At 36.5% G+C, this 19208-nt stretch carries 23 protein-coding genes and 1 riboswitch; of the genes, 12 read left to right on the forward strand and 11 right to left on the reverse strand.

What is annotated here, in order from left to right; genetic code table 11:
• Positions 1-185 precede the first annotated feature (185 nt).
• Both B2C77_RS06220 and B2C77_RS06225 read right to left on the reverse strand, forming a co-directional pair.
• Positions 186-773, reverse strand: coding sequence for an SCO family protein (locus tag B2C77_RS06220; RefSeq protein WP_438272955.1), 588 nt, complete (start codon positions 771-773; stop codon positions 186-188).
• Positions 774-1233: 460 nt separating this feature from the next.
• Entirely contained in the window at positions 1234-1899 is a 666-nt protein-coding gene (locus B2C77_RS06225; protein WP_077702844.1) for an HAD family hydrolase, read from the reverse strand.
• 285 nt (positions 1900-2184) lie between these two features.
• Here B2C77_RS06225 and B2C77_RS06230 point away from each other — a divergent pair, with 285 nt between their 5' ends.
• Positions 2185-3084, forward strand: coding sequence for an acetamidase/formamidase family protein (locus B2C77_RS06230; RefSeq protein WP_077702845.1), 900 nt, complete (start codon positions 2185-2187; stop codon positions 3082-3084).
• 130 nt (positions 3085-3214) lie between these two features.
• Here the strand turns inward: B2C77_RS06230 and B2C77_RS06235 are convergent, their stop codons facing one another.
• Positions 3215-3676: a DinB family protein gene (locus B2C77_RS06235; RefSeq protein WP_077702846.1), complete on the reverse strand. Its 462-nt coding sequence runs from the start codon at positions 3674-3676 to the stop codon at positions 3215-3217.
• A gap of 310 nt (positions 3677-3986) precedes the next feature.
• Positions 3987-4097, forward strand: a riboswitch (TPP riboswitch).
• A gap of 181 nt (positions 4098-4278) precedes the next feature.
• Between B2C77_RS06235 and B2C77_RS06240 the strand changes: the two genes are divergently transcribed.
• The 5 genes from B2C77_RS06240 (at position 4279) to B2C77_RS06260 (ending at position 8137) form a co-directional block, all read left to right on the forward strand.
• Positions 4279-4890, forward strand: coding sequence for a thiamine phosphate synthase (locus tag B2C77_RS06240; protein ID WP_176087286.1), 612 nt, complete (start codon positions 4279-4281; stop codon positions 4888-4890).
• Positions 4874-5983, forward strand: coding sequence for a glycine oxidase ThiO (gene thiO, locus B2C77_RS06245; protein WP_077702848.1), 1110 nt, complete (start codon positions 4874-4876; stop codon positions 5981-5983). The genes B2C77_RS06240 and thiO overlap by 17 nt, the downstream gene beginning before the upstream one ends.
• Before the next feature lie 166 nt (positions 5984-6149).
• A complete protein-coding gene (gene thiS, locus B2C77_RS06250; RefSeq protein WP_077702849.1) occupies positions 6150-6353 on the forward strand; it encodes a sulfur carrier protein ThiS in 204 nt (67 codons plus the stop codon).
• Between the two features lie 3 nt (positions 6354-6356).
• The gene (locus tag B2C77_RS06255; protein WP_077702850.1) at positions 6357-7121 is read left to right on the forward strand and encodes a thiazole synthase; all 765 of its coding nucleotides are present in this window, start codon (positions 6357-6359) and stop codon (positions 7119-7121) included.
• Positions 7118-8137 (forward strand): ThiF family adenylyltransferase, encoded by a 1020-nt coding sequence (locus tag B2C77_RS06260; protein ID WP_077702851.1) that lies wholly within the window; start codon positions 7118-7120, stop codon positions 8135-8137. Before B2C77_RS06255 ends, B2C77_RS06260 begins: the two co-directional genes overlap by 4 nt.
• Before the next feature lie 306 nt (positions 8138-8443).
• On the opposite strand, the gene B2C77_RS06265 is transcribed toward B2C77_RS06260, so the two are convergent.
• The 4 genes from B2C77_RS06265 to B2C77_RS21590 are packed head-to-tail and all read right to left on the reverse strand — an operon-like array spanning position 8444 to position 11509.
• Positions 8444-9076 (reverse strand): transposase, encoded by a 633-nt coding sequence (locus tag B2C77_RS06265; protein ID WP_077702852.1) that lies wholly within the window; start codon positions 9074-9076, stop codon positions 8444-8446.
• Positions 9077-9135: 59 nt separating this feature from the next.
• On the reverse strand, positions 9136-10533 hold the full coding sequence (locus B2C77_RS06270; protein ID WP_077702853.1) for a nucleoside recognition domain-containing protein: 1398 nt from the start codon (positions 10531-10533) through the stop codon (positions 9136-9138).
• A complete protein-coding gene (locus B2C77_RS06275; RefSeq protein WP_101933588.1) occupies positions 10523-11254 on the reverse strand; it encodes a FeoB small GTPase domain-containing protein in 732 nt (243 codons plus the stop codon). The genes B2C77_RS06270 and B2C77_RS06275 overlap by 11 nt, the downstream gene beginning before the upstream one ends.
• Complete coding sequence (locus B2C77_RS21590) at positions 11255-11509, reverse strand: FeoA family protein (protein ID WP_176087287.1); 255 nt, start codon at positions 11507-11509, stop codon at positions 11255-11257.
• A 686-nt stretch (positions 11510-12195) separates the two neighbouring features.
• On the opposite strand from B2C77_RS21590, the gene B2C77_RS06280 reads away from it, so the two are divergent.
• The gene (locus B2C77_RS06280; protein ID WP_077702854.1) at positions 12196-13512 is read left to right on the forward strand and encodes a S1C family serine protease; all 1317 of its coding nucleotides are present in this window, start codon (positions 12196-12198) and stop codon (positions 13510-13512) included.
• 123 nt (positions 13513-13635) lie between these two features.
• Here B2C77_RS06280 and B2C77_RS06285 read toward each other — a convergent pair whose 3' ends face one another.
• From B2C77_RS06285 to B2C77_RS06295, 3 genes are all read right to left on the reverse strand, one after another.
• Positions 13636-14037: a DUF4064 domain-containing protein gene (locus B2C77_RS06285; protein ID WP_077702855.1), complete on the reverse strand. Its 402-nt coding sequence runs from the start codon at positions 14035-14037 to the stop codon at positions 13636-13638.
• 138 nt (positions 14038-14175) lie between these two features.
• Entirely contained in the window at positions 14176-15546 is a 1371-nt protein-coding gene (locus B2C77_RS06290; protein ID WP_077702856.1) for a sensor histidine kinase, read from the reverse strand.
• Positions 15524-16240: a response regulator transcription factor gene (locus B2C77_RS06295; RefSeq protein ID WP_077702857.1), complete on the reverse strand. Its 717-nt coding sequence runs from the start codon at positions 16238-16240 to the stop codon at positions 15524-15526. Before B2C77_RS06295 ends, B2C77_RS06290 begins: the two co-directional genes overlap by 23 nt.
• A 256-nt stretch (positions 16241-16496) precedes the next feature.
• On the opposite strand from B2C77_RS06295, the gene B2C77_RS06300 reads away from it, so the two are divergent.
• Together B2C77_RS06300 and B2C77_RS22335 are read left to right on the forward strand one after the other, a co-directional pair.
• Entirely contained in the window at positions 16497-16742 is a 246-nt protein-coding gene (locus B2C77_RS06300) for a hypothetical protein (RefSeq protein ID WP_073013282.1), read from the forward strand.
• A 17-nt stretch (positions 16743-16759) separates the two neighbouring features.
• Positions 16760-16894, forward strand: a complete 135-nt coding sequence (locus tag B2C77_RS22335; protein ID WP_257790344.1) for a hypothetical protein — start codon at positions 16760-16762, stop codon at positions 16892-16894.
• A gap of 75 nt (positions 16895-16969) precedes the next feature.
• On the opposite strand, the gene psiE is transcribed toward B2C77_RS22335, so the two are convergent.
• The gene (gene psiE, locus B2C77_RS06305; RefSeq protein ID WP_073013284.1) at positions 16970-17419 is read right to left on the reverse strand and encodes a phosphate-starvation-inducible protein PsiE; all 450 of its coding nucleotides are present in this window, start codon (positions 17417-17419) and stop codon (positions 16970-16972) included.
• Positions 17420-17728: 309 nt separating this feature from the next.
• Between psiE and B2C77_RS06310 the strand changes: the two genes are divergently transcribed.
• The 3 genes from B2C77_RS06310 to B2C77_RS06320 all read left to right on the forward strand — a co-directional run bounded on the left by B2C77_RS06310 (position 17729) and on the right by B2C77_RS06320 (position 19136).
• Complete coding sequence (locus B2C77_RS06310; RefSeq protein ID WP_077702858.1) at positions 17729-18448, forward strand: GntR family transcriptional regulator; 720 nt, start codon at positions 17729-17731, stop codon at positions 18446-18448.
• A 464-nt stretch (positions 18449-18912) separates the two neighbouring features.
• Positions 18913-19029: a hypothetical protein gene (locus B2C77_RS22485; protein WP_164085478.1), complete on the forward strand. Its 117-nt coding sequence runs from the start codon at positions 18913-18915 to the stop codon at positions 19027-19029.
• Entirely contained in the window at positions 19014-19136 is a 123-nt protein-coding gene (locus tag B2C77_RS06320; RefSeq protein WP_077702860.1) for a hypothetical protein, read from the forward strand. Before B2C77_RS22485 ends, B2C77_RS06320 begins: the two co-directional genes overlap by 16 nt.
• Positions 19137-19208: the final 72 nt, after the last annotated feature.

Genomic DNA, 19208 nt, shown 5'->3' on the forward strand with positions numbered 1-19208 from the left:
TTGGCGATCTGTTTCTGATAGCGGGAAACTTAAGATGTGATTTATTATGACAACTTTGCACAAGGATGCAACAGAGTATGCTACTTTCTGAATGAATTGCGGAAAAATGTATTATTGAACGAGGGATGGTAAATCATTTAGAGAGCCTAATATCATCCTATACTAGGCTCTCTCCCCTATCCATATTATAAACCTAATTCTTTTAGATCATTAACCATGGTGTCGATACTATCAGCTTGTACACCGTTGTATTTTTTAAAGACTTCTCCTTCAGGGTTAACTAAGAAAAAGCTCGTACCATGTGTTACTTGATCGTTGCCTTCAGGAGGGGGAGCGACCATGCTCTTAAATGATTTGATAGAAAACTCTTTGATCTTCTCAAAATCATAGCCTGTTAGAAAGGTCCAGTTATCTAAATTTGCTTGGTATTCTTTAGCGTATTCTTTTAATACGTCAGGTGTATCATATTCTGGATCGACACTGAAAGAGACAAATTGAATATCTATATTTTCTTCATTTGTCTTTTGTTGTAACTTTGCTAAATTAGATGTCATCGGTAAGCATACGGTTGTACAATTTGTAAAAATAAAATCAGCAATCCAATAGTTCCCCTTCAAGTCCTCTAAGGAAAGTTCTTCGTTATCTTGCGTAGTATACGTAAAGTCCATTACTTCTTCTGACATATTTGGTTCAATCTTTTCTTCTGCTCCACCACAAGCTGTTAGAAAAGCAGCTAATACTAGTAAAGCAACCCCTATAAACTTTTTCATCATCAACTTCCTTCCCGTCTTGTTACCCCCACGTATATTTGATGTTTAAAAGGTTATTTTAGAGCTTCAAATTCAAGTAATTTGTCTCTCCGTTCAAGAGTTGGAGGTCTGCTGAGCACGAGTGTAATTAGATGATAGCAGCACCTACATCCCCTGATTCAGAGGGGTTGGTTCTGATCATACCTTTGTAGTACGAACGATCCTAAAGTGATGAGAAAACTTCCAACAATGAAGATCATGACATTCTTTCCCACTTTTAACTCTTCAAAAACCCTTCTAACATCTGTTAACAATATAAAACATAGTTTAACAAAATTGTACCAAGTAAACACTTCCATCGCAATATGGATATGTGAAGGAAAAATGACAACTTGTAATAGATTTTGATATGGACAGCTCGGTTCATTTGTAACGTATATTTCAGTTATCTATTATTTCGTTACAGCAATTCCTGCAGTATCTTTTACACCGATTCTTGTGCAGTGAGTAGATCGCAGACTTCTACTAAACTATCTACTACTCGATACGTTTTGATGTACATTTCTTCATCAGGTTCGACTAAATCAGGTACTACTATACAATTTATGCCTGCTTGATAAGCAGCTCTTAAACCATTTGGAGAGTCTTCTAGCACCATTGCCAATTCGGGGGTTACATTTGCGCGCTTACATGCTTCAAGGAAAATATCAGGATGAGGTTTTCCGCGTGTTACTTCATCCCCACTCATATAAAAGTCAAATCTAGCTTTCAAATTTGTCATCGTCAAATAGCGATCAATCGTTTCTAATGAACTAGAAGAGGCAACACATTTTTTAATCTTTCGTTCATCTAACATATTGAGAAGTTCTGGAACACCTTTCATTATTTTTAAGCCATCGTTTTTTAATACTTTCTCAGATTCATAGAGATAGTCTTCCACTATGAGGTTAAAGGAAAATTTTTCCCCGTATACGCTTTTTAATATTTTCTCATCTTCTTGGTTTCCAGCACCAATAATCTTACGGTATATGTCTAGTGTTAGGTTATACCCAGCATTTTTCATCGCCTTTTTTAAGGCTTGGAAGGCAATCCGTTCCGTATCAAATAGTAAACCGTCCATATCAAAAATCATTAATTTTAGTTGATTCATTGTATATCCTCCTAAATGAATGTAAAATGTTTGTACTTTATTAGTACTGTTCTTAGTTAGTAATGAAAATACACAGACGGAACTTCTGTAGAAAGTGCGTGTATTAATCTTTCAGGTTGATTATTAACGCACTTCAAGTTTAGAAAATCCATGTTTATTATAGCAATGATTAGAGCAACTAGCTAACATTTGGGTGAAAGGGAGGGGGTGAATAGTAGTATAATAAACATAGCTAACATAGAAGAGATGTCACAAATGATGCTGTGAATTAGGAGGTATACGTAAGTGAAAAAAATTGCGAAGGAAAACTATATTTTGTCAATGTCACCAAAGAACAAGCCTGTTGAAACAGTTTTTTCAGAAGAAACAATTCTATTTGAAACGTACGATTGTTTTAGTAATGAAATGAAAAGCGAAGACGATTTATTCCACACAGTCGGGTGGGATAAAATTAATCCAGCGACAGGACCGTTGTTTGTAGAAGACGCCAGACTAGGAGATACATTAAAAGTGGATATATTGGATATTCAAATCGCTAACCAAGGCGTAATGTCCATCACGCCAGAAATGGGGGCTTTAGCAGGTAGTTTTACTGATGAAAAAACAAAAATTATTCCGATAAATGATGGGAAAGCTATTTTTAATGAAACTTTACATTTACCGATAAAACCTATGATTGGGGTTATTGGAACTGCTCCACTTGATGAAGATGTGCCAACAGGAACGCCAAAAGATCACGGTGGAAATATGGATTGTAAACGAATTGGAATAGGATCTTCCCTTTATTTACCGGTAAATGTAGAAGGGGCTCTTTTGGCAATGGGAGATGTACACGCAGTTATGGGAGATGGTGAGGTAGTTATTTGTGGATTAGAGATTGCTGCTGAAATTACAGTTAAAGTTAGCTTGATTAAAGGACAACCTTATCCACTTCCGTTTTTAGCTGATGACAAACATGTGATGACGATAGCGTCTCGTGAAACGCTAGATGAAGCTTCTAAACAAGCAACGAAACATATGCATACTTTTCTTGTGAATGTACTGAAAATGGAAGCGCATGAAGCAGCAATGTTTCTATCTGTGGGAGCAGATTTAAAAATTTGCCAAATTGTTGATCCGTTCATGACATCGCGAATGGAACTTCCGGTGTGGGTGCTGGATAAATACGGTTACCAACTACTGTAGAGAATAATTTTTCATGATTTTTATGTGAAGAAGAGGTAGAGAAAAGGAAAAAATAAGCTTACAAAAATTAATGGGTCTTCTTGAGAGAAATCGTAGGGGGAAAACTCCCTAATCCCCCTACAAGTGCAAGTTATTTTCTTTTTGCAGCGATTAAATGAATCGTATGTAACTGACCAGTATGATGGGCTTCATGGAATGTAGCAACTTTTGCTAGTCCGCCGATTGTATCTTGCCCTAGAAAAGGTTTTTCCAATGGGATAGCAAAATATTCCGTGTCCAGTTTCATAGCACGCTCCATTTGTTCTTGCAGTTTTTCTCTTAATTCTGCAAGGGATGGGACATTTTCTGGCCAATCAGCAGGTTTTGTACCGTTTCCAAATAGAGAAATAAATTCCTCTGGTAAATGCTTTGTTTGGTTTGGGAAACCAAATAGAAATTGCTCCGCGACAGTTAAAATATGTCCGATATGCCAATGTACCGTATTATTTAGTTCGTCTAATTGTTCGTCAATTAGTGATTCATCTAGTTTATCTAGCTCCATAAACAGCATGTTACGATTCAACGCAAATTGTTCAATTAAATCTTTACTCATTTTTCATCCCCCTAATTGCTCAATTTGAGATTAGTATAACAGAGAAGTTACAAGATGAATAGTTTTATACCTATATATGTATAAGAAATATTGTTTTAATTTTTTACATTGATTTCATTGTTAATCCCTAAAGTGAATTTAGTAGAAATATAATACTAAATAGTAGCTCGAGGATTTGACACTTAGAGTTATTAGACATGTTTCCAGTCTTGAACAGAAGTTTTATGTACCTTAAAGGTAATGGAAGGAAATTGCTGGACATATGGTTTTATGTGCTGTAAGGTAGAAGATAATAAAAATGATGAATATTTGAAATCGCTAGGGGTGCCATTTTTAATGGCTGAGATCAACGTACAACGTTGGGACTCTTTGAACCTGAACTGGCTAACAAACCAGCGGAGGAAAGTGACTGTAAGGCTATTTTACTGTACATAGTCTTACTTCTATATATGTGCATACATGTCACTTTTTCCGATGTTGGAGAAAGTGACATTTTTTGTTCTACCTTTCATGAAAAGCATTCGCTTTTCATGTTAAGATGTGTTGTATAAAAAGACTTCAATTTCTCCATAAAACTGTTTAAACGAATGGGAGGGGACCTAATGCAATTATATGCGGTAACGAATGGAGAAACGGAAGAGACAAAATTAATCAATACAATACTAGCAATTGCTCCTTTCGTAGATCACATCATTTTAAGAGAAAAACAGAAATCGAGATTTGAATATTCGCAATTTGTGCAGGAATTAATAAACAGCGGTGCTCCAAAAGAAGTACTTTGTGTTCATACGCATGTTAAAATTCCGTTTTTAACGGGAGTAAATCAATTGCATATGCCTGAATACTGCACAAATATAGGGGAGATAAAGCGCTTATTTCCCTCTTTAAGAGTGGGGCGTTCTGTTCACTCTTTGGAAGCGGCAAAATATGCTGAAAATAATGGGGCTGACTATGTGATGTTTGGACATATTTATCAAACAGATAGTAAACCAGGTATAAAACCAAGAGGATTATACCAATTGGAACAGATCATTCATGCAATTACAATTCCAGTCATTGCAATTGGTGGGATTACAGGAGATAGAGTATCCGACTTTAAAGATATTGGGGTAACAGGTGTTGCTGTCATGTCGGGGATTTTTAGTGCATCTTGTCCAAAGACAGCTGCTATGAGCCTACGTAAGGAGGTAGAGAAAATTGAAGGATCATTATGAAGTTGTCGTTGTTGGCGGTGGAATTATTGGTCATGCTATTTCGTATCACTTAAATAAAAATAATGTAACTACCCTTGTTGTTGAAAAACAGCAAAGTGGAAGAAAGGCGACAAATGCAGCCGCCGGAATGTTAGGTGTACATACGGAGAATAGTAATGCAAATGAGTTTTATAAATTTTGTCAATCTAGTAGAGATATGTATCAGGAATTAAATTGGGAATTGTATCAACTAACATCTATCGATATTCAGTTAGCTTCTGGAGGCATGGTGGAGCTTGCTTTTTATGAACAGGAAAAACAAGCAATGGAATTAAAGCGACAAGCTTTCCCGAATTTAGAATGGGTGGACCCAAGGCAACTGAAAGCATGGTTTCCCATGTTAGGTAAAGAAGCGATTGCTGGCATTTACATGGAGACGGATGGGCATGTGGAACCCTCACGAGTTTGTGAAGCTTTTAAACAGGGGGCTATCGCAAAAGGTGGCAAGGAGAGAGAGGATTGCCATGTGTGGAACATAAACCACGTAGCCAAAACTTTTCACTTGGATACAGATGAAGGTTTGATAACAGCTGAGCGCGTAGTAATTGCCACAGGGGCTGAGAGTGGGCGATGGTTTACAGCAATGGGGCTAGTTAATCCAATGATACCAGTAAAGGGGGAATGTTTATCAGTTATTTCTAGCGGTATTCAGTTAAAACAGACACTCTTTTGTAAGGATTTTTACCTTGTACCAAAACGAGATGGTCGCTATGTTATTGGCGCAACTTCCGAACGCTATAATCAATCGTCCTATGTTTCTGTGGGAGGAATTGAATCTTTGCTAACACATTTTAATACTATTTTTCCATCTTTTCGAAATGCTAGGATAGATTCTTTTTTAACAGGTGTGCGACCTGGAACAGAAGATGGGATACCTGTTATTGGAGAGCATCCTTCCTTACCAGGTCTTTATTATGCTACTGGGCATTATCGAAATGGGGTATTGTTGGCGCCTGCTACTGCGCAATTAATTGGTGACCTAATAATGAATCAAAACCAAAAAGTTATAGAAAACCTAGTGTCTCCCCAGCGTTTAGCGATGGTTAATAGCTAAAACCAGAAAAATATTTCCGAAGATACGCACTATTAAGGCGAAGATGTATTTTATAAAAAACTAGCTTCTGGTCAAGTTTTTTTATGGGGAGTCTACATTTTGCTAGAATGATGATTCCATAGCTTTATCGTTTTCTATATTGTTAAAAAAGAGAGGAGGATATGGTATGGAACTGCATGTGAATGGAGAGACATTGCATTTTGCCAAAGAGACGATGACAATGCTTGATTTGTTGGAAGCTTATGACATACAAGAAAAAGTAGCAGCAGTAGAAAAAAATAAAGAAATTATTGGCAAAAAAGATTATCCACAGACGATTTTGGAAGACGGAGATAGAATTGAAATTGTTCATTTTGTAGGAGGAGGTTAACCAATGTTACAAATCGGAGAGCGAACATTTGCATCTAGATTATTGTTAGGTACGGGAAAATATCCAAGTTTCCAAGTACAAAAAGAAGCCGTAAATATATCAAAAGCAGAAATTCTAACCTTTGCTGTTAGAAGAATGAATATTTTTGACACAAAAGAACCAAATTTATTGGAAGAATTAGATTTAAAGAAATATACCTTATTGCCGAATACAGCTGGAGCTAAAACGGCAGAAGAAGCAGTGCGGATCGCACGTTTAGCAAAAGCATCTGAACTCTGTGATATGATTAAGGTAGAGATAATTGGATGTGATAAAACATTATTACCAGACCCATTTGAAACAATGAAAGCATCTAAGCTGTTACTTGAGGAAGGTTTTACCGTTTTAACGTACACATCGGATGATGTCGTATTAGCAAGACAGTTAGAAGAAGCTGGTGTACACGCAATCATGCCTGGCGCTTCTCCAATTGGCTCTGGGCAAGGAGTAATAAATCCGCTAAATTTGCAATTTATTATTGAGCAATCGAATGTTCCTGTTATTGTTGATGCGGGGATTGGAGCAGCAAGTGATGCTAGTTATGCCATGGAATTAGGCGCTGACGGAATATTATTAAATACGGCTGTATCTGGAGCGGATGATCCGGTTAAAATGGCAAAGGCGATGAAACTTGCGGTTGAATCAGGGCGATTAAGTTATGAAGCAGGAAGAATACCGAAAAAAACATATGCAACCAAAAGTAGTCCAGATACGGCGATGATAGAATGATAAAACAGCGTTATTCACGACAAGAGTTATTTGCTCCAATTGGAACAGAGGGCCAACAAAAACTAGCTAATAAGCATGTCGTTATTGTTGGAGCTGGTGCATTAGGAAGTGCAAATGGGGAAATGTTAGCTCGTGCTGGTGTTGGGAAAATCACCATCATTGACCGCGATTATGTGGAGTGGAGTAATTTAAGTAGACAACAGTTGTTTACAGAAGAAGATGCAGCGCACGCTCATACGAAAGCTAAAGCGGCATCTAGGCGGTTACAAGCAATTAACGGATCCATTAGGATTGAAGGGGTTGTTGAAGAATTTGCAGCCGAAACCGCAGAAGCACTCATGGAGTATGCTGATTTTGTAATTGATGGAACGGATAATTTCAATACGCGGTTTATTATTAATGATGCTTGTGCCAAATGGCGTGTACCTTGGGTATATGGAGGATGTTTAACGAGTTATGGCATTGTTTTAGCCATTATGCCTGGGAAATCGCCTTGTCTACAATGTTTAATTGATCAAATTCCGCAGCAAGGGAGAACCTGTGATACGGTGGGAGTGATTGCTCCGGCTGTTCAAATTACCGCGGCATATCAAACGGCAGAATGCTTGAAATATTTAACCGGACACGAAATGTCGCAAGAACTGCTTAATTTTGATGTTTGGGAACGAAAGCATGTATCAGTGAATGTAAGTTCGTTAATCAATCCGCATTGTCCGTCTTGCTCAACGAAGGCAACGTACCCATTTTTAATGAAACAACAAGGAATACAGACAGCCGTTCTTTGCGGAAGGGACACGGTGCAAGTACGCCCTGCACAAACCAATAAATTGTCTATTCCTTCCTTAGCGAAACAGTTAAAACCGTTTTCAGATTCGATGAAAGATAATGGGGAATTATTAATTTTTACGATTAAAAAAAACCGTTTTGTTGTGTTTAAAGATGGTCGAACATTAATTCACGGAGTAAGTGACGTAGATCAAGCTAAAAAGTTATATCAGCGTTATATTGGAGCTTAAAAGATAAGCCCCCTGACATTGTTGCTTCGTTATTGAATAATTGAATGCGACTTAAGAGATGACAGGAAAAAGATGGAATCATTTTTGGCCAACTTGTATGAACAGGATTAATGCTGTGTTTCATATAGAACAACCTTTAAATGAAGGAAAAGGAGCTGTCGCAAAATGCATATTATGCATTTGCTGACAGCTCCTTTTTATATATGAGATTGCTCGTTTTAAGATGCATTATTTTATTTATGGTGATAAAAGGAAATTTAATCGGTTTTTGACGCACTTAAATAAGCCTCGCCTTTTTTTATTTTTTTAAGCTGTCTTTAATGGATGATAATAGAGGTTTAGGCGATTAGCTTGGATTTTCGTATGTATTTTATTGAGATTATAACCAAATGCCAGGATTAAAAGTTCGTTTCGTACATTACCTGTTCCTCGCGTACGAAACTTCTTCAGATGATAATCTTCCTTCAGTACGCCGAACGTTCCTTCCACTTGAATGGAACGATTCATACGGTACAGTGTGCCTGTTTCTGTTAGAATATTTTCTTGCGCTGTTTCCCGGTATGCCAGAAATTCCTTGGCTACATGCAGTTGGCGATTCCCTTTCGCTTTTGTACATTTTTCTTTGAGCGGACAACCTGTACAATCTTCACATTCGTAGACGGTTACCTTAGATTGATAGCCAGTCTGCGAGGTTCGCGTGTAGTTTCTAATGGCATGCAGCTGCTGGTTATTGGCACAGGTATAGGTATCTGTGCTTTTATCATAAGCCATGTTTTCTCGGTGTCTGATGTCCTTTTTGAAAGAAGCTTTTTTCTTGCGTTCATGATTTTGCGGCTTGATATAGGCCGTCTGTTTTTGCTTCTTTAAATACACGTAATTTTCTTCGCTTTCATATCCAGAATCTGCGACGATGTTGCGATAGGTAAAGGGAAGATNGATCTGTGAACCTTTTTAAAAAGAAGTCTATATCGAAATCTATAATCGAACAAGTATAGAGTCTATACCCAGCCAAAGCCTTTTACGACTTGCGCAATAACGAATGTGACGACAATGGCGATAGTAGTAGGTAATATAAAAGCGGCCGACGTCCATTTTACACTTTTTGTTTCTTTCCAAATGTTGAACATGGTTGTACCACAAGGATAATGCAATAAAGAAAATAGCATCATATTAAGCGCTGTTAACCACGTCCATCCATGGTCAAGAAATATTTGTTTTAAATCGTTTAAGTTATCCACTTCGATCATCGATCCTGTTGCAAGATATCCCATTAAAAGAATCGGCAGGACGATTTCATTTGCAGGAAAGCCTAAAATAAATGCCGTTAAAATAAAACCATCCAAGCCAATCGCCTGTGCAAAAGGGTCTAAAAACCCAGCAAAATGTTCAAGAACACTTTGATCACCAACGAAAATATTCGCTAAAATCCAAGTAATAACGGATGCTGGTGCAGCAATAATGACGGCTCTTTTTAATACAAACCATGACTTATCCAATGTAGCTCGAACAATCGTATTCCATATTTTCGGTTTTCTGTAAGGTGGCAGTTCCAATGTATAGTGTGAAGGCACACCGCGCAATAATGTTTTGGAAAGAGCCCATGAAACAAAGATAGTCATGATAATGCCAAACAATACAATTCCTACGACAACGGACGCAGCAACAAACGTATTCATACCGCCTGAAAATCCAGCCGCCATAAATAAACCTGCAAGGAGAATTAATACTGGCCAGCGCCCATTACACGGGACAAAGTTGTTTGTCAAGATGGCTATCATGCGTTCCCGTGGTGACTCAATAATGCGTGAAGACATGACCGCTGCAGCATTACATCCGAACCCCATTGCCATCGTTAACGATTGTTTACCATGTGCACCAGATTTTTTAAATACACGATCTAAATTAAACGCTACTCGTGGTAAATATCCGAAATTTTCTAGCAAAGCAAACATTGGAAAGAAAATAGCCATTGGTGGCAGCATTACACTAACAACCCAGGAAGTACCACGGTAAAATCCTTCTACCAATATTCCATACAACCAATCTGGAGAGTTAGCCCATTGGAATAATGAAGCAAGCCAATTTTCAACTGTAGCAAATAACTGGCTTATAGCAATACCTGGATAGTTTGCCCCTACAATCGTTAAATAAATGACTACTCCAAGTAGCATAAGCATAATGGGAAAACCATAAATACGTGATGTTAAAATGTTATCCAAATTTTCATCAAGCCAGGTGGTTTTTTTATTAGAACGCTGTATGGAATGCTGGGTTATGCTTTGTGTAGATTGATAAATACTTGAAACGATATGATCTCTTAACGTATTTTCTTGATCACTGTACTTTTCAAACAATGCATCAAGTTGCTGTATTTGTTGGTTTGTTTCATACGCCATGACAACAGCCTCCTTGTGCAGATGGATGTTTTTCCGAACTGAATTGTTGGTTTTGTATATACGCTTTTAGCGATTCTAATAATTTTTTATCTCCATCTAATATACGTAAAGCGATCCATCTCGCAGGAAAGATATCCCCAAAAATATGCTTGATTTCTGGTTCGAGTTCTTTTATTTTCTTTTCTATTTCTGGACTATATTTAATTTTGTAACCTTTCGTTATTAATTTACCTTCAATCATTCGGTCTATCGTTTTTAGTAGTTGAATGATACCAATTTTTTCTCTAGCTGATATTAACACAACTGGAATACCTAATTGTTTAGATAACGCTTCTTTATCAATATGGATGCCTCTTTTTCTTGCTTCATCAATTAGATTGACACATAGAACGGCACGATCAGTCATTTCTAATACTTGTAATGCTATATTTAAATTTCGCTCTAACGAAGTAGCATCCACTACAACGAGTGCAATATCCGGTTTTTCAAAAATAATGTAATCTCTTGCTACTTCTTCGTCAGCTGAATTGGAGTAAAGAGAATATGTACCAGGTAAATCAATGACCTTATATACATGCTTCTCTGTTTTTAGTTCACCTTCAGCCCGTAATACCGTTTTTCCAGGCCAATTTCCTGTGTGTTGTTTTAACCCAGTAAGCAAGTTAAACAATGTGCTTTTTCCTGTGTTTGGATTTCCTGCTAAAGCAATGGTATGAGACATTTATACCACCTCTTTATGAACTTTCTTTGCGTAGATAAAAGAACTTTCTTCTTTCCGCAGTGCGATCGTCGTGTTAAAAACTTTAAAAGCGATTGGATCTCCTAATGGACTTTTCTGTACTATTTCAATGGTGGCTCCTGGGACAAAACCTAAATCTAGTAATCTACGCCGTATGACATCATCCCGTAGTTCAACAGATGTAATTTCTATTCGATCACCAATTTGAAATTGATAGATAGGTTTTTTATCAAGCATATTATGTCGCTCCTTTGGTTGTGAGTTAAATAGTTGGTTTAGGGAAACTTTAGGTTATACATAACTATATTTTAATAACATATGCTTTGTTGATATGGATGTTGATTTTGTTTACTCTCTAAATATATTATGATTATAACTCAAAAAGTTGCCTTAACGCAAACAATGTGTCCAGTTTTTTTGTAATACTGTAATAAGAGGCTTTCATGATTTTTTTACTTTATGGGGATTTTACAGTTCCTATTAGGAGTAACATGAATGGGGAGTAATGAGCATTCACAGGGGAAAAAAGTTAGTCCGTATTATAAACGAGTATATATCTAAATAATCGGCTTACATTTTAATTCATTCAAGTTAAAACATACCTTGTTGCCATTTCCAAAATGCCAAATGATGGTATAATAGACCTACATAATTAGTTGTTAACTATTTAAAATATGTCGTTATTATAAAGTTATACGATAAAAGAAGTACCGGCAAGGGAACATTACAGAAGCATATTATGTCACTATCAGCAAGCTAGCTGACTCCCCAAGTTTTATGACGAAATCTTCGTTTTTTCTTATACTTCCCATAGTAGAAAAAAGGATGAATTTTAAGTCTTATCGACTAAACAAAACTACGGCAATTTGCCATAAAATTTGCTGTGAAGTGAAATTTTCTAATGTTTTGAAAGGAGGCTAATCATGCGTTGCCCAACGTGTGGAATGAAAAAACAAAGAAGAACGCGTTTCTGTTTAAATTGTGGAAGAACGTTAAAGCGAGGAATAGCATTTAAGTTAACAGCCATCATTTCATTTTTGCTCCTTGTGAGCGGAGGCACTTATTTATTTATCGAAAGTAATGCTGCTAGCAATCGTCTAGAAACGCATACAAAAGCGGCTAACGCTGCAAGTCGCAATGATCCAGAATTAATGAACAAACAAAGCGATGACTTAGATGATGAAAAAACCGTTGAAGAAAAGATTCAAATGGCTGAAAAAAACGTATATACAGTTAGGACGAATGAAAGGGAAGGTGCTGCTTTTTTATATAATGATCAAGGCATCTTATTAACGAGTGCACATCTTGTTGAAGGGCATACGGAAGTACAAGTTAGAAATAATCATGATGCATTTACTGGCTCTGTTATCGGCTATTCCAATGAAACAAATCTGGCAGCGATTCAAGTATCTGAACTGGCAGGGGATCAACCAGCACCAATCGAGAGGGAAAAAGGTTTATCTGCAGGGGATGAAGTTATTGCTATGGGAAGCGAGCGTGTTTTAGACAATAATACAACGCCTACTGTTGTCAACGAAGTGGACTGGCATTTTTCTTATGGAAATTTTACATATGAACATACGTATCAATTGGAAGAGACGCTATTACTGGGATATAGTGGTGGGCCTTTATTGTCTGGCGAGACTGGTAGCATGATTGCTATTAATTCGATTGCCCATGTCAAAGATATTGCTGTACAATTTAGTGTCCCTATACACGAGGTTGCAGATATGATAGACGGTTGGATAGATGAACCGATGAATGCAGCAACAATTACAGAACAATTTTATGATGCAGATGGGGGCTATTTTTTTGGAGATTTTTGGGGGACTCGATATCCAGAAGAAACGGCCACCAATCAAGAAAGTGAATCTACTAGTAAGGGAGAAGGCAGTGTAACAAATGCCGCCGAAAATAATACTTCTAATCATAGGGGACAGCAAACGTGGCAAGCACCTGCTTATACGCCACCAGCTAATAATGGATGGCAAAACCGGGACAATAATACGCAAAATGGCACCAATGATATAAACCAAAATTCGACTCCGGAACAAAAGAAGGATAATGAAACAAATAAAGGCGCTGGTGAGGGTCCTTCAGACGGTGGTGACGATCAAACAAATTATGACGAGAATTCAACTAAACCTACAGATGGACCGAAGAAACCAGAAGAACCAGAGAAACCAAAAGAACCTCAAGAAGACTCGTCAGAAGAAGATAACGAATCTAGTCAGCAATAATTTCATTTGTAATCTTTTTGTCTTAGACAGACTTGGCCTAAGTCTGTCTAAGACTAGAGGCAGTGAGGTGTCATGTTATAAGAGACAAACCCTATCCATTCATTTCCTAATGATAGTTTACTTTTAATTTTCTATCGTTTTTGTTGGTTTTCTTACAAAACACATAATTGCGGCGGCGAGATATAACAAAGATTGAAATAAAATTCCTGATAATAAAAGCCAGCCACTTAGAACAGCTGCTGCAATAAAAAATCCGCCGGCAGTTTTAGGGTTTCGCTTCAACTGTAATACACCAATCAATCCTAAAGTAAAGCTTATCAGAGCACCAATAATAGGAATCCAAATAAAGATAGATAAGAAGGAACCAAGGTCTGAAAGCATTCCAAAATCAGCCGGATCAATAGAACCTTCAAGCAGGTCGATACCACTGTTTAAAAGCAAAATGCCAACGATCCCAAAAATAGCTAAAGCACCGTCCATTAAAAATCCGACAATGCCTAAAATCTTTTCAACTGTTCGATTCACGCTTGTTACCTCCTCAGTCTAATCAATGGTTTTATTATGTTACGTAAAAACAGCACGAATTGTTTCATTTTTCTTTATACGATACAAAACGAACATGACCTCGTTGTAAGTGTGCCAAACGTTATTAGGGTTGCGAATTTAATGTTTCCCTTTTTTCGGAAAGCAAACGGTCACGGTTGTACCTTCCCCAACTTCACTATTAAAATCTATGGTTCCGTGATGAGCGTCTACAAGTGCTTTCACAATGGAAAGCCCGATTCCTATACCGCCAGTCTTGGTCGCCCTTGACTTATCTCCACGATAAAAGCGTTCAAACAAAAATGGAATATCTTCCTTTTTAATACCTATTCCCTCATCCATAACCATAAAACAGATGCAATCTTCCTTCTCTTCTGTAAAAATTTTCACTGTCTTTCCTGTTGGAGTATACTGCAATGCATTGTTCATAAGGTTTGTTAAAATTTGTGTAACTCGGTCTTCATCTGCACGAAAATGGATTTCTTTGTTTGGAAAGTAGCTCCTTAATACAACCCCTTTTTTATGAAAAGCCGGCTGAAATTGACTATCCATAAAACGAAGAAGTTCCCCTGCATCTAAAGTAGACATGTTCAATTTCTTTTGTGGGTTTTCCACTGCAATTAACGTTTCCAATTCATTGACGAGTCGCACTAAGCGCATAAGTTCATGGTGGCTTTTTTGCAATCGTTCAGGAGTTGGTTCCCAAATACCGTCTTGATAAGCTTCCAATTGACTACGTAAGGTTGCTAATGGTGTTCTAAGTTCATGTGCAAAATCAGCGGTAAATTGCTTTCTTAGTTGTTCCTCTTTCGCCAAGGAATTAGCTAATTCATTAAATGACTCCCCAAGCTGTTTCATTTCAATACTTAAATCTTTTACAGGCACGTCTACTCGTTTATGTTTTTTTAATTGCTGTACAGCTGTTGATAACCGCGTAAAACCAGCACTTAACCTTCTAGAAAACAAAAAACTAAATAAAATCGATAACAATATAATAGCGATTACCGCAATTAGTATGTTTTTTTGAATCGATTTTAAGAAAGTAAAGTCCTCACCAACGAGTTCTACTGGATACACCACTTCCATCGTGCCAACCTTTTCTCCGTCTACTTCAATAGGGTGAGAACTTGTTTCGTAATCAACTTTTTCTGCTTGTTGATGCATGCCCATTCCCCTCATCATGTGCTGCATTCTTGTTGAGTCTGCAACAGCATTACCAGCCCGATCATAAATAGTATAAAACAAATTCTCTGTCATTGCTTGGTCATGAAGCATGCTGTTTGCTTGTTCACTTACTAAGCTTCCGGTTTGCTGATACGTTCGAATGATCTCTTCCTCTACAAATGACGTTTTTTCTTCTCTACTTATTTGTAAATAGCTAGAAAATTGATTTTCTACCCCGAAAAATATGGAAAAACTCGTTAAAAAAACACCGCATAAGGAAACAATTAATAAATAAATAAAAATTTTAGTGCGGAGTGTTAGCTTCATCTGGTTTGCCCCCAAACTTATACCCCATTCCAAAAACCGTTAATATATAATCAGGATGTCTAGAATCCTGTTCGATTTTTTTTCGTAAATTTTTTATGTGTGTATCAATACTTCGCTCATATCCTTCAAAAAAAAGATCATCCTCTTCTTGAATTTTTACGAGCAAATCCCCTCTGCTATATACCCTTCCAGGATAACTAGACATTGTTATTAATAGCTTATATTCATTCGGTGTAAGTGCGACAACTTCATTATTGACTTTTACTTCCTTTTTTAAATGGTCAATAATTAGTTGCCCGTCGTTAAAACGGAGTTGGTCATTTTTTTCCGTCTTAGAAATTCGGCGCAGTAGAGCTTTAGCTCGCACAACAACCTCTCTTGGGCTAAAAGGCTTGGTAACATAATCATCTGCACCGATGACAATTCCATTTATAATATCATCCTCTGCTGACTTAGCAGTAAGCATAATAATTGGCATATCACTATCTTTTCTAGTTAATCTGCACACTTCCTCTCCAGAAATATCGGGGAGCATTAAATCAAGAAGCACAATATCTGGGTTCCCTTCTTTTATTTGTTTTAGCGCTTCTAATCCATTGGCGGCAAATAAAATACTCCAACCTTCTTTTTCAAAATAAGCTTGCAAAACTTCACGAATCATTTCTTCATCATCGACAATTAATATGCGTGTCATTATTTTTCCCCCTCTTGTTTTGCACATCTTGTATTCTAGAAAGTGTAACCTGCTTTCATCTCACGAATGTAATAGGCTTACTAAAGCTGTCTAGTTAGACATAGACAATAACTACTTACATCTATTATTTGTAATTCCTATAGTATCATGCCAGCACAGTAGAATTCACATCTTCACAACTTCTCCATAAGTTCTCCATAAGAACTACAAATGCGTGCGATATGATATAGATAATGAAAGAAAGGAGTTGGGCATAATGAAAAAATTAATGATTGGTGCTATAACAGGAGCGATTATTTTAGGTGGTGCAGCAACGTATACATTCGCTGATGCCAATGAAGAGAATCAAGAATTTTATAATGATAGGAGACCGTATATGGAAGAAATGCATCCAAACTTCTCCGATGAGGATTATGAAGCAATGTATAACTTTTGTCACGGAAACGGAGACTTAGAAAGACGGCATCGCGGTGGAAATGGTTTTGATAAAAACAATGAATAGATAAGAGGTGAGTAGTAATGATGAATGGCTATGGCCTTCATTTTGCAGGATTTGGAATACTAGGATGGATAATAAACCTTCTTGTAATAGGAATTGTCGTATATTATGCAACTAAATTGGCGTTAAAACATTATGATAAAGACAAAAATTAAGTAAAGGATTGGCAGTCATCTTGCCAATCCATTTTTTATATCGTCTTTATTCAAAAGGCTATAAGGATGCTACATTCACCTCTTATTTTGAAAAAACCACTTGCTTTCAGGTCGTTCACGAGGGGTTAAATTCATAATAAAATAGCCAATAATTAAAATTAAGATAACGAATGCATAAAATAACGTATCTAGCGCATTATCATGTTCAACAATGATCAAACGAATCATTGCTGTTATACCAATATATAAAAAATAACGTAAGGGAAAATGATAGTTTTCCTTAAAATATTTTACAATCATAGCGACAAACTCAAAATATAGGAAAAATAATAATACATTGGCAAGAAACAGTTGGTAGTCTGTCGTATCACCTTCAAGTAAAATTGTTCCGAATAAAATAAGCTCCTTTACAAGTAAGACAGATAAAACAATAGCGAGAATAATCAGGGATACATTTAATATAACTTGTAATAAATAAGGAAATACATATAATGATTTTGTATACAGCGACTTTAAATTTTTCATGCAAATATAAGCCCTCCATTCTAGCATGATACGTACATATTTCTTATTGTTATCATAACACACCTCCAATAGATGACAGTATTAAATTTTCAATACTTTTTACTCTGTTAATAAAATCTAATATCTATTTTTTAAATAAAATAGAAGTAATAAACTATTCCTTTGACATGGAGAAAAAATTAAAAGCTAAAGGCAATAAATAAACTTCTATTTTTCCTATAGGACGTAGAGGCTTCTCGGTTATCGTATAAGCCAAGTTTTTCTGAAATTATGTTATGATAAAATAAATAAATCGAGGGGGGAGACTACGTGCTCGATTATACGAATTCAGTTCCTTTACATGTACAGTTGAAGGAAATAATTGAAAAGCAAGTAGAAAATGGCGAATTGCAAGGTCAAATACCAAGTGAACGTCAATTCATGCATACATATAATGTAAGTAGGAGTACAGTAAGGGAAGCTATCACGCTATTAGTACGAGAAGGAATTGTAGAAAAAAGGCATGGAAAAGGGACATTTGTTTCTTTAAAACCAATTCACGATTGGCTTGGAAATTTGCGTAGTACAACAGAAACAATTCAACATATGGGGATGGAGCCTGGCGCGCAACTAATTACAAATTATAAAACAACAACTCCAAGTTATATTCAAGAGCAAACTGGATTAAGAGAAGCATATTTTATAAAAAGAATACGTTACGCAGATCAGATCCCTATTGGAGTGGAGCGTCACTATTATCCTATATGGATTGGTGAAAAACTGCTGCAATATGATCTTAATAATGCGACCCTATACGATTTGCTGGAAAATGAATTAGGGATTACATTTGCGGAGGCGGATCAAACAATATCAAGCGGTCATATTTACGAAGAAGATCGACCTTATCTTTGTATAGAAAAAGACAAACATGTACTCATTGCCGAAAGAATTATAAAAAATGGAGCAGGGGAGATCATAGAATTTGAAGAAGCCTTCTATAAAAGTGATTTATATGCGTTTAAAATAAAGCTGTCTCGCAAATTTGGTTAAGTTGTGTTGCATACATGTAATAAGCGGGTACTTCATGGAGTGTATGGAGGGAAGAAAAGACTTGCTGGAGTCGGCTTACAATAGTTTAATTAGGTCGTTCGTTTTTGGGATATTTTGTAAATAACTCATAATAAATGCTTATAAATAGTATTTTAATTATTAATATCTGAATTTTTATAATAAATTGAAATATAGGGTGATAATTGTATATAATATGTGTGATCACAATCATTCAACTGGTACGGATGTCCTGATGAATCATTGTGTACAACGGTAGTTAACATGCATCAAAGGCATTTTTAAGCAATAACAAATAAGTAAAAAACAGCTAAATATAAAGTATGAGGAGGTGCCTGAATGATTATTCGTGTGCCAAAAGAGATTAAAAATAATGAACGTCGCGTTGCATTTACATCGTCTGGAGCTATGACATTTATTAGTCATGGTCATCCATGGTAAAAGGCATGTCCAAAGGATCGGTAATTATTGATGTAGCAGTGGATAAGGGGGGATCCATTGAATTATTACGACACATGTTTAACCAATATAAGAAAAACATGATGTATTGCCTTATGCAGTAGCTAATATCCCTGGGTTTGTAGCTAGAACAGCTACACTATCCTTAACAAATACTACCTGTCAGTATGGCATGTTAATAGCTAATCAAGGATTAAACAAGACGATTTAATTACATGCATCCTTAGCGAATGGTGTGAATACAGTTTACGGAAATATAACACATGAGAAAGTTGCAGCCGCT

The sequence above is a fragment of the Virgibacillus dokdonensis genome (assembly GCF_900166595.1).
In the GTDB taxonomy this organism is placed as follows: Bacteria; Bacillota; Bacilli; order Bacillales; family Amphibacillaceae; genus Virgibacillus; species Virgibacillus dokdonensis.

Excerpts from the sequence above, each read along its gene's own strand:
- B2C77_RS06270 (WP_077702853.1), bottom strand. The coding sequence starts at position 10,533 with ATGGCGTATGAAACAAACCAACAAATACAGCAACTTGATGCATTGTTT.
- B2C77_RS21590 (WP_176087287.1), bottom strand. The coding sequence starts at position 11,509 with ATGCTTGATAAAAAACCTATCTATCAATTTCAAATTGGTGATCGAATA.
- B2C77_RS06235 (WP_077702846.1), bottom strand. The coding sequence starts at position 3,676 with ATGAGTAAAGATTTAATTGAACAATTTGCGTTGAATCGTAACATGCTG.
- thiS (WP_077702849.1), top strand. The coding sequence starts at position 6,150 with ATGGAACTGCATGTGAATGGAGAGACATTGCATTTTGCCAAAGAGACG.
- B2C77_RS06275 (WP_101933588.1), bottom strand. The coding sequence starts at position 11,254 with ATGTCTCATACCATTGCTTTAGCAGGAAATCCAAACACAGGAAAAAGC.
- B2C77_RS06280 (WP_077702854.1), top strand. The coding sequence starts at position 12,196 with ATGCGTTGCCCAACGTGTGGAATGAAAAAACAAAGAAGAACGCGTTTC.
- psiE (WP_073013284.1), bottom strand. The coding sequence starts at position 17,419 with ATGAAAAATTTAAAGTCGCTGTATACAAAATCATTATATGTATTTCCT.
- B2C77_RS06290 (WP_077702856.1), bottom strand. The coding sequence starts at position 15,546 with ATGAAGCTAACACTCCGCACTAAAATTTTTATTTATTTATTAATTGTT.
- B2C77_RS22335 (WP_257790344.1), top strand. The coding sequence starts at position 16,760 with ATGATGAATGGCTATGGCCTTCATTTTGCAGGATTTGGAATACTAGGA.
- B2C77_RS22485 (WP_164085478.1), top strand. The coding sequence starts at position 18,913 with ATGTCCAAAGGATCGGTAATTATTGATGTAGCAGTGGATAAGGGGGGA.
- B2C77_RS06260 (WP_077702851.1), top strand. The coding sequence starts at position 7,118 with ATGATAAAACAGCGTTATTCACGACAAGAGTTATTTGCTCCAATTGGA.
- B2C77_RS06225 (WP_077702844.1), bottom strand. The coding sequence starts at position 1,899 with ATGAATCAACTAAAATTAATGATTTTTGATATGGACGGTTTACTATTT.
- B2C77_RS06300 (WP_073013282.1), top strand. The coding sequence starts at position 16,497 with ATGAAAAAATTAATGATTGGTGCTATAACAGGAGCGATTATTTTAGGT.
- B2C77_RS06220 (WP_438272955.1), bottom strand. The coding sequence starts at position 773 with ATGATGAAAAAGTTTATAGGGGTTGCTTTACTAGTATTAGCTGCTTTT.
- B2C77_RS06240 (WP_176087286.1), top strand. The coding sequence starts at position 4,279 with ATGCAATTATATGCGGTAACGAATGGAGAAACGGAAGAGACAAAATTA.
- B2C77_RS06255 (WP_077702850.1), top strand. The coding sequence starts at position 6,357 with ATGTTACAAATCGGAGAGCGAACATTTGCATCTAGATTATTGTTAGGT.
- B2C77_RS06295 (WP_077702857.1), bottom strand. The coding sequence starts at position 16,240 with ATGACACGCATATTAATTGTCGATGATGAAGAAATGATTCGTGAAGTT.